This window comes from Burkholderia lata (genome assembly GCF_000012945.1).
Classification (GTDB): Bacteria; Pseudomonadota; Gammaproteobacteria; order Burkholderiales; family Burkholderiaceae; genus Burkholderia; species Burkholderia lata.
The window spans coordinates 126,743-139,530 of the sequence record NC_007510.1 but is presented as its reverse complement, the minus strand read 5'-3'; the positions used below and the strand labels follow the sequence as shown (position 1 = coordinate 139,530).

Sequence of the window (12,788 nt, the reverse complement as noted above, 5' to 3'; positions counted from 1 at the left end):
GGCCGCCCGCGAAGCATGAGACCGGAGACAACCTCGATGACCGAATCGACTCACGCCGTCACGAACCAGTTCGACGAACTGGTCGACTATAACCTCTTCGCGACGGACATCGCGCTGCGCGACGCGCTCATCCGCGCGGGCGCCGACTGGGCCGTGCCGCAGCTCGACGCGTACGGCGCGCGACTCGGCAGCGCCGACACTGCGCGGCTCGCCGACGAAGCGAACCACCACACACCGGAACTGCACACCTTCGACCGGCGCGGCCGGCGCATCGACCGCGTCGACTTCCACCCGGCCTGGCACGCACTCCTCGGTCAGTACCGCCACGAAGGCTTCGTGTCGCTCGCCTTCCGCGAGTCGCGCCGCGGCCGCTGGGCCGCGACCGCGGCCGGCTTCTACCTGCATGGCCAAATCGAGGCCGGCACGCTGTGCCCGGCGACGATGACGCAGGCCGCGATCCCCGTGCTGCAGAAGGAGCCCGCGCTGTGGGACCTGCTGCGCGACAAGCTCTACAGCAACGATTACGATCCGCGCGACGTGCCGGTCGCCGAAAAACGCTCGATCTGGTTCGGCATGGGCATGACCGAGAAACAGGGCGGCTCCGACGTGCGCGCAAATACGACGCTCGCGACCGCCGTCGGCGCGGGCGGCCGCGGCGGCGAATACCGGCTGCGCGGCCACAAATGGTTTTTCTCCGCACCGATGTGCGACGCGCACCTGGTCGTCGCGCGCACCGAGGCCGGCAGCCCGTCGTGCTTCTACGTGCCGCGCTGGCGGCCGGACGGCACGAAGAACGCGGTCGAGATCCAGCGGCTGAAGGACAAGGTCGGCAACCGCAGCAACTCGAGCAGCGAGATCGAGCTGAACGACGCGTGGGGCATCATGCTCGGCGACGAAGGCCGCGGCATTCCGACCATCATCGAGATGGCCACCTACACGCGGCTGAACTGCGTGCTCGGCAGCGCGGCGATGCTGCGCCAGGGCGTCGTGCAGGCGATCGCGTACACGCGCCAACGCCATGCATTCGGGCGCGCACTCGCCGAGCAGCCGCTGATGCGTACCGTGCTCGCCGATCTCGCGCTCGAAAGCGAAGCGGCGCTGTCTCTCTCGATGCGTCTCGCCGACGCGTTCGAGCGCGACGACTCGCCGCGCGAACGCGCATGGAAGCGGATCGTCACGCCCGCCGCGAAATTCTGGGTATGCAAACGCGCGGTCGAGCTGACCGGCGAGGTGATGGAAGTGTTCGGCGGCAACGGCTACGTCGACGACGGCCCGATCGCGCGGCTGTTCCGCGAGGCACCCGTCAACTCGATCTGGGAAGGCTCGGGCAACGTGATGTGTCTCGACGTGCTGCGCGCGATATCGCGCGAGCCCGACGCAGCTGAGGCGCTGTTCGCCGAACTCGCCGATCTCGGCGCGGGCGAACCGCACATCCGCGCGGCGCTCGATGCGCTGCGCGTGATGCTCGCGGCGCCGGCCGACACGCTCGAGGCATCGGGCCGCGTGTTCGCGCAACGGCTCGCGGTGATCGCGCAGGCGTGCCTGCTGCGCCGCGATGCGCCGGCAGCCGTTGCCGACGCATTCGTCGCGACGCGGCTCGCCGCGCCCGACTGGGGCCGCATCGCGGGCGGCTTCGACCCGCACGCGATCGACGTCGCCGCGCTGCTGCAGCGTGCGTACCCGGCCTGATGCCGTTTCGGATAGCTTAGTACGACCCAGTTCGCCTTCGATCGCCCGCCCGGAGTCCCGATGAACCTCGTCGCCGCCCTTGACCGCGCCGCCCGTGCGACGCCCGACAAGCCGTTCCTCGTCAGCGAATCCGCGACGATCACCTATGCTGCCGCGCGCGAGCGCTCGCACCGCGCGGCCGCCGTGCTGAGCGCGCTCGGCATAGCGGCCGGCGACCGCGTCGCCGCGATGTGCTTCAACACGCCGGCCTTCGTCGACCTGATGTTCGGCGCGTGGCGGCTCGGCGCGACGTTCGTGCCGATCAACCACAAGCTGCAGGCGCCGGAAGTCGACTACGTGCTTGAACACAGCCGCAGCAAGGCGCTGCTGTTCGACGTGGCGCTCGCACCGGTGGTCGAACGCCTCGTGCATCCCGCGCGGCGGCTCGTGACCGAAGGCGAGCTCGACGGCGTGCCGTGCTTCGACACGCTGTGCGCAACGATGGACGGCCTCGCGGGCATCGACCCGGCCGACGGCGACATCGCGCAGATCCTCTATACGTCCGGCACGACCGGCCATCCGAAAGGCTGCGTGCACAGCCACCGCACCGTGACGCTCGCGGCGATGCAGGCGGCCCTCGCGACCGGCATCGGCCGCCACGAGCGCACGCTGATGGCGATGCCGATCTGGCATTCGTCGCCGCTCAACAACTGGTTCGGCGGCACGCTGTATGCGGGCGGCACCGTCGTGCTGCTGCGCGAATACCATCCGCTGCGATTCCTGCAGACCGTCGAGCGCGAACGCGTGACGCTGTATTTCGGCGCGCCGGTGTCGTACCTGCTGCCGCTCGACACGATCGACGGCTTCGCGGCGTTCGACCTGTCGAGCGTGCGCGCCTGGCTGTACGGCGGCGGCCCGATCGGCCCCGCGCAGGCCGAACGGCTCGCGCGCGCGTATCGCAGCGATGCGTTCTTCCAGGTGTACGGCATGACGGAAGCGGGCCCGGCCGGCACGACGCTGTATCCGGACGAGCAGATCGCGAAGGCCGGTTCGATCGGCCGCACGGGCGGCCCGGGCGTCGACCTGCGCGTCGTGCGGATGGACGGCATCGACGCGCAGCCGGGCGAGACCGGCGAGATCTGGCTGAAGACCGACAGCATGATGCTCGGCTATCTCGACGATGCGGCCGCGACGCGCGCCGCGTTCGCGCCGGACGGCTGGTATCGCACCGGCGACATCGCGCGGATCGATCAGGATGGCTACCTGTTCATCGTCGACCGGCTGAAGGACATGATCGTGACGGGCGGCGAGAACGTCTATTCGAAGGAAGTGGAGGACGTGCTCGGCGCGCATCCGGACATCGCCGAGGCGGCCGTCGTCGGCGTCCCGCATCCCGATTGGGGTGAGACGGTCGTGGCGCACGTGGTGCTGCGCGCGGGCACCGTCCCCGATGCCGATGCATTGCGCGCGTTCTGCGGCGAGCGACTGGCCGCGTACAAGATCCCGCGCGAATTCACGTTCGCGCAGGCGCTGCCGCGCACGCCGACGGGCAAGCTGCAGAAGTTCCTGCTGCGCGTGCGGCGCGAATAGCCGCCTGCGCGGCGGCGGAAAAAGAAAAAGCCACCGGACCCAACGGCCCGGTGGCTTTTTCGCATGATCGGCGGGGCGGCGACATTCACCGCCGCCCACGCGTCACATCGCAGGTGCTTACTTGCCGCCGATGCTCTTCAGCGGCTTCCACTCGCCCTTCTCGACCTTGTACATCGTGATGCCGCCGTTCTTCAGGTCGCCCTTCGCGTCATACGCGACGTGCGTCGACGTCACGCCGGCCATGTCGGTCTTCGCGAGCAGCGGCAGGTACTTCGCCGGATCGGTCGAATCGGCCTTCTTCATCGCGTTGAACAGGGCCATCGCGCCGTCGTACGCGTACGGCGAGTACGTCTGCACGTCTTCGCCGAAGCGCTTCTTGTACTTGTCGGCGTACGTCTTGCCGCCCGGCATTTCTTCCAGCGGGAGACCTGCCAGCGAAGCGATCGTGCCGTCGGCCGCGTTGCCCGCGATCTTCAGGAACGTCGGCGTCTTCACCATTTCGCCGCTCATCAGCGGAGCCGTGATGCCGAGCGTCTTCATCTGCTTGACCATCGGTGCAGCCTGCGAATCCGCGCCGCCGTAGTAGACGAGATCCGGCTTCTGAGCCTTCAGCTTGGTCAGGATTGCCTTGAAGTCGACCGCCTTGTCGTTCGTGAATTCACGGTCGACGATCGACGCGCCGCCTGCCTTCGCCGCCTTCTCGAACTGGTCGGCGAGACCCTGGCCGTAGGCCGTGCGGTCGTCGACGATCGCGATCTTCTTCATGCCGAGATCCTTCGACGCGAACGTGCCGGCCACCGAGCCCTGCTGCGTGTCGGACGTCATCATGCGGAAGGTCGTCTTGTAGCCCTGCTGCGTGTATTCCGGTGCGGTCGCCATCGCGATCTGCGGAATGCCCGCGTTCGCGTAGATGCGCGAAGCCGGAATCGTCGTGCCCGAGTTGAAGTGGCCGAGCATGCCCTTGATGCCGTCGTCGACGAGCTTCTGCGCGACCGTCGTGCCGGTGCGCGGGTCAGCCTGGTCGTCCTGCGTGTCGAGTGCGAACTTCACCGGCTTGCCGCCGATCTTCGGGTTCGTCGCGTTGAAATCCTCGATCGCGAGCACGATCCCGTTCTGCATATCCTTGCCGTAGTGCGCCTGCGCGCCCGTCATCGGCCCTGCGTAACCGATCTTCACGTCATCCGCATGGGCCGTCCCCGCCAGCGACATGACGGCGACAAACGTCGCGCCTGCCAGCTTTTTCATCGTGTGTTGCATAGCATCTCCTTGGTACCAGGGTAAATGGAGCGGCTTCGGGATCGCCTTGCCGCTTCCTTTGTTTGATCCGAACGGCAAGGATGATCAGCCGATCGTCATCAAATTCGCATTGCCACCCGCCGCGGCCGTGTTCACGCTCACCGAGCGCTCCGTCAACAGCCGTTCCAGCGCGTAATCTTCCGCATCGCCGTTCTCGAACGCGCCCACCGACACGCCCTGCACCGACACGATCGGGCCCGGCCGCTGCGCGACGTCCTTCACGAGCGTCTGCAGTTCGTCGCTGTCGCCTTCGAACAGCACCGCGTCGAACGGCGCGTCGGCCTGCTTGCGCACGACCGCGTGTGCCTTCAACGATGCCGGCAGCGCGGCGACCAGCGCCTCGCCGGCCGCGCCCGCGAACAGCGCACGGTTGCCGGTCGCCAGCACCGCCGCGAACTGCGCGCGCGCCCCGCCCGGCGTCGCCGCGACACACAACACCGTGCCGCGCGGGCCGAGTGTATACGTGTTTCGCTCGCCCGTCGGACCGCTCAACACTGCGGTCGCACCGGCCGGCACCTGGGCCAGATAGCCGTCGCAACGTGCCGCCAGCACCGGCTCGCGCTGCTCGATCAGCCAGTCACGCAGCGTCGTGAGCGCCGCCGCCGGGTTGCCGCGCGCGTCGCCTTCCACCGCGCCGTCCGCGATCAGCGTCTGCGCGAGCGAACGCGGCAGGCCCGACGGACGCGTCGCGAGCAGGCGCTGCAGGTACAGCGCGCCGCCGGCCTTCGGGCCCGTGCCCGACAGCCCTTCGCCGCCGAACGGCTGCACGCCGACCACCGCGCCGATCACGTTGCGGTTCACGTAGATGTTACCGACGTGCGCATTCGAGATCACGTGCGCGATCGTCTCGTCGATCCGCGTGTGGATGCCGAGCGTCAGGCCGTAGCCGGTCGCGCGGATCTGCTCCAGCAGCTTGTCGAGCTGGCTGCGGCGGTAACGCACCACGTGCAGCACGGGGCCGAACACTTCGCGCTTCAGCTCGTCGATGCTGCCGATCTCGATCAGCGTCGGCGGCACGAAGGTGCCGTGCGCGCAGGCCTCGGGGGCCGGCAGCTGCGTGACGCCGTGCCCCTTGTCCTTCATCGCCGCGACGTGCGTGTCGATCGTCTGCTTCGCTTCACCGTCGATCACCGGGCCGACGTCCGTCGACAGGCGGTCGGGGTTGCCGAGCGCCAGCTCGTGCATCGCGCCCTTCAGCATCGTCAGCGTGCGGTCCGCAACATCGTCCTGCAGACACAGAACGCGCAGCGCCGAACACCGTTGACCGGCCGAGTCGAAAGACGACTGCATCACGTCCGCGACGACCTGCTCCGCGAGCGCCGACGAGTCGACGATCATCGCGTTCTGGCCGCCCGTTTCGGCGATCAGCGGGATCGGCTTGCCGTCCGGGTCGAGGCGCGCGGACAGCGTCTTGTTGATCAGGCGCGCGACTTCGGTCGAGCCGGTGAACATCACCGCACGCGTACGCGCGTCGGCCACCAGCGCCGCGCCGACGGTCTCGCCGGTGCCCGGCAGCAGTTGCACCGCGCCGGCCGGCACGCCGGCCTCGCGCAGCAGGCGCACGGCCTGCGCGGCGATCAGCGGCGTCTGTTCGGCCGGCTTCGCGAGCACCGTGTTGCCGGCGGCGAGTGCCGCGGCGACCTGGCCCATGAAGATCGCGAGCGGGAAGTTCCACGGGCTGATACAGACCACGGGGCCCAGCGGGCGGTGCGTGTCGTTCGAGAATTCGTCGCGGATCTGTGCGGCGTAGTAGCGCAGGAAGTCGACCGCTTCGCGGATCTCGGCGATCGCGTTAGGCAGCGATTTGCCGGCTTCGCGCACGATCAGGCCCATCAGCGTGTGCATCTGCGCTTCGAGCAGGTCGGCCGCGCGCACCAGGCAATCGGCGCGTGCATCGACCGGCGTCGCCTGCCAGATCGGCGCGGCGGCCACCGCGTGCGCGAGTGCCGCGCTCACGTGTTCGGCCGTCGCTTCGCTGACCGTGCCGACCAGGTCGCGCTGGTCGGCCGGGTTGCGCACGTCGCGGGCCGGTGCGTCGGCGAGCGCGTCGTCGGCGAGCATCGGCGCCGCGCGCCACGGGAAATGCGCGCTCGCGAGCAGCGCGGACGACAGCGACGCGAGGCGGTGTTCGTTCGACAGGTCGAGACCCATCGAGTTGGGACGCTCGTCGCCGTACAGGTTGCGCGGCAGCGGGATCTTCGCGTGCGGTGCGCCGAGCGGCACGACCTTCGACGCTTCGTCGACCGGATCGGCAACCAGCTCCTTCACCGCCACGGTTTTATCCGCGATGCGGTTCACGAACGACGTGTTCGCGCCGTTCTCGAGCAGGCGGCGCACCAGGTACGCGAGCAGCGTCTCGTGCGTGCCGACCGGCGCGTACACGCGGCACGGACGGTTGAGCTTGTCGCGGCCCGTGACTTCCTCGTACAGCGGCTCGCCCATCCCGTGCAGGCACTGGAATTCGTACTGGCCCGGGTAGTAGTTCTGGCCCGCGAGCTGGTAGATCGCGGCCAGCGTGTGCGCGTTGTGCGTCGCGAACTGCGGGTACACGGCGTCCGGCGCCGCGAGCAGCTTCTTCGCGCACGCGAGGTACGACACGTCGGTGTAGATCTTGCGCGTATAGACCGGATAGCCTTCGAGGCCGTCGACCTGCGCACGCTTGATCTCGGTATCCCAGTACGCGCCCTTCACGAGGCGGATCATCAGGCGGTGACGGCTGCGGCGCGCGAGATCGATCAGGTAGTCGATCACGAACGGGCAGCGCTTCTGGTAGCCCTGCACCACAAAGCCGATGCCGTTCCAGCCCGCGAGATCCGGATCGAAGCACAGCGCCTCGAGCAGGTCGAGCGACAGTTCGAGGCGGTCGGCTTCTTCAGCATCGATGTTCAGGCCGATGTCGTAGCGGCGCGCGAGCAGCGCGAGCGCGCGCACGCGCGGCAGCAGCTCGCTCATCGTGCGGTCCTGCTGCGAGCGCGAGTAGCGCGCGTGCAGCGCCGACAGCTTGATCGAGATGCCCGGGCCTTCGTAGATGCCGCGGCCGCCGGCTGCCTTGCCGATCGCGTGGATCGCCTGTTCGTACGACGCGTAGTAGCGCTGCGCATCCTCTTCGGTGGTCGCCGCTTCGCCGAGCATGTCGTACGAGTAGCGGAAGCCGCGCGCTTCGTACTTGCGGCTGTTCGCGAGCGCTTCGGAAATCGTCTCGCCGGTGACGAACTGCTCGCCCATCAGGCGCATCGCCATGTCGACGCCCTTGCGGATCAGCGGCTCGCCGCCGCGGCCGATCAGGCGCGTCAGCGCCGACGACAGCCCGGCTTCGCTGTTGGTCGTCACCAGCTTGCCGGTGATCATCAGCCCCCACGTGGCCGCGTTCACGAACAGCGACGGCGCGTGGCCGACGTGCGAGCGCCAGTCGCCCTTGCTGATCTTGTCGCGAATCAGCGCATCGCGCGTCGCGCGATCGGGAATGCGCAGCAGCGCTTCGGCGAGGCACATCAGCGCGACGCCTTCCTGGCTCGACAGCGAGAACTCGTGGATCAGCCCTTCGACGCCGCCGCCCGAGCTCTTCTCGCGCAGCGCCTCGACGAGCTTGGTCGCGAGCGCCTGCACGTCCGCCTGCAGGTTCGCGGGCAGGCGCGCCTGCCCGAGCAGGAACGGCACGCATTCCGGCTCGGGGCGGCGATACGCAGCCGTGATCGCCGCGCGCAGCACCGATTGCGGCTGCACGTTCTGCGCGAACTCGAGGAACGGATGCGGCGAGTTGTCGTCGTCGCCGTCCGCGACCTGGCCGTCGGCGAGCTCCGTCACGCCGCTGTGACCCGACAGCTCGGGCGGCAACTGGCCGTGCTCGATCCGCTCGAGATACGCGAAGATCGCCTGCTTGATCAGCCAGTGGGGAGTGCGCTCGAGACGCGCGGCGGCGTCCTTGAGACGCGAGCGGAGAAGGTCGTCGACTTTGACGCCGAGAGTCGTGCTTGCCATGGTGGGTTCGTGCGCCGGTGCGAGCCCGGCAATATGGTGTGAGAGGATGCGCGAAATCCTACGGCACGCAATAAAAAGGTGCAACCAAATTACGAGATAGGTTGCACCCTTAAGTTACTCAATATAATCAGCCACTTATGCGGTTGCAACCTAGGAGTTGCCCGTGGTCGGAGGATCGGTGTTTTCCCTGAGCAGGCCGGTTTGACACGCGTGCGCAACCTTCCGCGCGGGTGGCGGCGGACGAAAACGGGTTGCACTGGGTGTGACGGAGGGTATGGCGGAAGGTGTGGCGCCCGGGCGCGGCCGAGCGGCGAGAGACGGTTCGAGGGCACCCGGCCCGGGCTTCGATACCGCGGCGCGCAGCACGAACGCCGCATGGCGCGCCGCTCAGATACTCAGATATCCAGCGGATCGACCTCGACGCTCCACCGCAGCACGCCCTTCAGCGCGCGCAGCTCCGGCTGCCATGCGCGCAGCGCATGCTGCAGCGCCGCCCGCGACGCGCTTTCGAGCAGCAACTGCGCGCGATGGACGTTCGCGACCTTGACGATCGTCATCGGCACCGCGTCGTAGACGGTCACGCGATCGGCACCCGGCAGCCCCGGCAACGCGGCCGCGGCTTGCAGCAGGAACGCGAGCGCCGCGTCGAGCGTGCGCCCTTCGGCGCGCAGCAGCGCCTGGTAGACGAACGGCGGCAGGTGCGCGTCGCGGCGCTCGCCAAGCGTCGAATTCGCGAAGCCGACGTAATCCTGCCGCCCGAGCGCGTGGTACAGCGCATGACGCGGGTAACGCGTCTGCACGAGCACCTCGCCCGGCAGCCCGGCGCGCCCTGCGCGGCCGCTCACCTGCATCAGCTGCGCGAACAGCCGTTCGCTCGCGCGGAAGTCGTGCGAGAACAGCGCAGTATCGGCATTGAGCACGCCGACGAGTGACACGCGCTGGAAGTCGTGCCCCTTCGCGATCATCTGCGTGCCGACGAGGATATCGACCTCGCCCGCGTGCACGTCGGAAAAGAGCGCCTGCGCACTGCCCTTGCGACGTGTGCTGTCCGCGTCGATCCGCAGCACGCGCGCACCCGGCACGGTCTCGGCGAGCGCCTCCTCGATCCGTTGCGTACCGCGCCCGAGCGGCGCGATGTCGACGTTCCCGCATTCGGGGCACGACCGCGGAATGCGCGATTCCCAGCCGCAGTGATGGCAGCGCAGCGCGTGCTCGGGCTTGTGCAGCACGACGTACGCGCTGCAGCGCGGGCAGCCGGCAACCCAGCCGCATGCGTCGCACGCGAGCTGCGGCGCATAACCGCGCCGGTTCAGGAACACGAGGCTCTGTTCGCCGCGCTCGAGCCGCGCCTTCAGCGCCGCGACGAGCGGCCCCGACAGCCCGCCCATCGACGCGCGCCCGCGCCGCCGCTCCTCTTCGAGGTCGATCAGGCGCACGGTCGGCAGCGTCGCGTCAGCCACCGCGCGGCGCGACAGCGTGAGCCGCGTGTAACGGCCCTGCTCGGCCTGCCACCAGCTTTCGAGCGACGGCGTCGCCGAGCCGAGCACGACCGTGATGCCGAGCTGCTTCGCGCGCCACACGGCGAGATCGCGTGCCGAATAGCGCAGCCCTTCCTGCTGCTTGTATGCGGGCTCGTGCTCCTCGTCGACGACGATCAACGCGAGTGTCGGCATCGACGCGAGCACTGCGAGGCGCGTGCCGAGCACGATCCGCGCGCGGCCCGTATGCGCGGCGAGCCAGTTGCGCGCACGCTCGCCCTCGGCGAGCCCGCTGTGCAGCGTGACGATCGCGTCGTCGGCGAGCGCCCCCGCGAAGCGCGCGCGAAACGCGGCCTCGAACTGCGGCGTCAGGTTGATTTCGGGGACGAGCACGAGCGCTTGCGCGTCCGGCCGTGCATCGAGCAGCGATGCGAGCGCATGCAGATAGACCTCGGTCTTGCCGCTGCCCGTCACGCCGTGCAGCAGGAACGGCGCGAAGCCCTGTGCGGCGCGAATCGCGTCGAGCGCCTCGGCCTGCTGGTCCGTGAGCGCCGGCGGCACAGTTCGTCCACCGGCTGCCAACAGGTTATCCACAGCTTTGGGCACAGGCGCGTCGGCCCAGCCGATCTCCTCGACGTCGACCCAGCCGCGCGCCGCCCAGTCGTCGAGCGTCGCCGCCGCCTTCGGGTGCAGCGCGCGCGCATCGGGCAGCGCCAGCGAATCGGTGTCGACCAGGGCCTGCGCGAGCCGCCGCAGCGCGGCCCCGCGCGCGGGCAATGCATCGGGCAGCGCCGCGCGGCCGGCTTCCGTCGGCCGGTAGCGCACCTCGGGCGCGAGCAGCCGCCCCCAGCGGCCGGCATCGCGCAGCGCCTGCGGCAGCGCCGGCAGCGCGACCTCGCCACGGCCGCGCTGGTAGTAGTCGGCGGCGAACGACACGAGCGCGAGCCAGTCCGGCGACAACGGCGGCAGGTCGGTGCAGATCGCGTCGACTGCGCGCAGCCGGGATGGCGGCACATCGGTGTGAGTCGTCACTTCGCAGACGAGCCCGACGGCCTGCCGCTTGCCGAACGGCACCTGCACGAGCGTGCCGGGCCCGGGCACCGGTTGCGCGTCGCAGCGGTAATCGAACAGGGTGGCGAGCGGATGGTCGAGCGCGACGCGCAGATAGGTGCCGCTCATCACGGCGCTCCGGCGGCGGTATGCGCCGCATGGGCATGGACGGCCGACATCCGCGCCCGCATCGTGGCAGCGAACTTAAAGTAAAACTTCAGATTCGGCGCTAAGTTTTGGATTCGCATTAGGAATCGCCGTATACCCTGCCCAGCCTGTGGATAACTTTGTTGAGAACTCGCCGCTCACTGGCCGCAACGCGCGCGGGGCCGCGCTTTGCGCTGATTTTCGCCGCTTGTTGCGGTGCCCCGCGGAGCCTTATTCCATAAGGCTGCTATTCAAATTACCGAACCATAGCGAGGCGAATTGACCGATACAGGGCTCTACCGCGCTGCAACGTGGAAAATGTGTATAAGTCAAGTCTTGACAAGCACTGAATCGGCAACCGGTGCGGGGTTGCGCCCTGTTTAGTGCCGGCAGCGAAACGCTGTCACGCCGCAGTGCAGCATGACAGCGCTTGCGTTCAGCCAGCGGCTCCGCTACGAATCGCGCGGCTGTGGCTATGCACTTCGTCGACGAGTTCGGCGACGTGATCGGGCGACGTAAACTGCGAAATGCCGTGCCCGAGGTTGAAGACGTGGCCCGGATGATTGCCGTAGCTGTCGAGCACCGCGCGCGCCTGCTCGCGTACTGCAGCCGGCGGCGCAAACAGGATCGTCGGGTCGAGGTTGCCCTGCAGCGCGACCTTGCCCGCGACGCGCTCGCGCGCCTTGCCGAGGTTGACGGTCCAGTCGAGCCCGACCGCGTCGACGCCGGTCGCCGCGATCTCCTCGAGCCACAGCCCGCCGCCCTTGGTGAACGTGATCACCGGCACGCGCTCGCCGTCGTGCTCGCGCTTGAGCTGCGAGACGACGCGGCGGATGTAGTCCAGCGAGAAGCGCTGGTACGCGCCGTCCGCCAGCGCGCCGCCCCACGTATCGAAGATCATCACGGCCTGCGCGCCCGCTTCGATCTGCGCGTTCAGGTACGCGGCCACCGCCTGCGCGTTCACGTCGAGGATCCGGTGCATCAGGTCGGGGCGCGAATACGCCATCGACTTCACCGTGCGGAAATCGTCCGACCCGCCGCCTTCGACCATGTAGCACGCGAGCGTCCACGGGCTGCCCGAAAAGCCGATCAGCGGCACGCGCTGGCGGCCCTGGCCGTCGGTGAGCGCGCGGCGGATCTCGCGCACGGCGCCCGTTACGTAGCCGAGCGTCTCTTCGATGTCCGGCACCGCGAGCTTCGCGACGTCGGCCTCGGTACGCACCGGATGCGCAAACTTCGGCCCTTCGCCGACCTGGAAGTCGAGGCCGAGCCCCATCGCGTCCGGAATCGTCAGGATGTCAGAGAACAGGATCGCGGCGTCGAGCGGAAAGCGCTCGAGCGGCTGCAGCGTCACTTCGGTCGCGTAGTCGGGATTCTTCGCGAGACCGAGGAAGCTGCCGGCGCGCGCGCGCGTCGCGTTGTATTCGGGCAGGTAGCGGCCGGCCTGGCGCATCAGCCAGATCGGCGTGTAGTCGGTCGGCTCGCGCAGAAGCGCACGCAGGAAGGTGTCGTTAAGCAGGGTATGGGCCACGGTAGGAGCGACGATGCGAGGGCAAAGCGGCATTTTACCGGACAGCCGCC

At 68.8% G+C, this 12,788-nt stretch carries 6 protein-coding genes; 2 read left to right on the top strand and 4 right to left on the bottom strand.

Annotation, left to right across the window (positions count from 1 at the left end; translation table 11 throughout):
• Window positions 1-36: 36 nt before the first annotated feature.
• Together BCEP18194_RS06535 and BCEP18194_RS06530 are read left to right on the top strand one after the other, a co-directional pair.
• Window positions 37-1,689: an acyl-CoA dehydrogenase family protein gene (locus tag BCEP18194_RS06535; protein WP_011350535.1), complete on the top strand. Its 1,653-nt coding sequence runs from the start codon at window positions 37-39 to the stop codon at window positions 1,687-1,689.
• Between the two features lie 60 nt (window positions 1,690-1,749).
• Entirely contained in the window at window positions 1,750-3,258 is a 1,509-nt protein-coding gene (locus BCEP18194_RS06530) for a class I adenylate-forming enzyme family protein (RefSeq protein ID WP_011350534.1), read from the top strand.
• A gap of 117 nt (window positions 3,259-3,375) precedes the next feature.
• Here BCEP18194_RS06530 and BCEP18194_RS06525 read toward each other — a convergent pair whose 3' ends face one another.
• The 4 genes from BCEP18194_RS06525 to hemE form a co-directional block, all read right to left on the bottom strand.
• A complete protein-coding gene (locus BCEP18194_RS06525) occupies window positions 3,376-4,515 on the bottom strand; it encodes a branched-chain amino acid ABC transporter substrate-binding protein (protein ID WP_011350533.1) in 1,140 nt (379 codons plus the stop codon).
• Window positions 4,516-4,599: 84 nt separating this feature from the next.
• Window positions 4,600-8,532: a trifunctional transcriptional regulator/proline dehydrogenase/L-glutamate gamma-semialdehyde dehydrogenase gene (gene putA / locus BCEP18194_RS06520; RefSeq protein WP_011350532.1), complete on the bottom strand. Its 3,933-nt coding sequence runs from the start codon at window positions 8,530-8,532 to the stop codon at window positions 4,600-4,602.
• Window positions 8,533-8,927: 395 nt separating this feature from the next.
• Complete coding sequence (locus BCEP18194_RS06515) at window positions 8,928-11,189, bottom strand: primosomal protein N' (protein WP_011350531.1); 2,262 nt, start codon at window positions 11,187-11,189, stop codon at window positions 8,928-8,930.
• A 454-nt stretch (window positions 11,190-11,643) separates the two neighbouring features.
• The gene (gene hemE / locus BCEP18194_RS06510; RefSeq protein ID WP_041492712.1) at window positions 11,644-12,738 is read right to left on the bottom strand and encodes a uroporphyrinogen decarboxylase; all 1,095 of its coding nucleotides are present in this window, start codon (window positions 12,736-12,738) and stop codon (window positions 11,644-11,646) included.
• Between the last annotated feature and the right edge of the window lie 50 nt (window positions 12,739-12,788).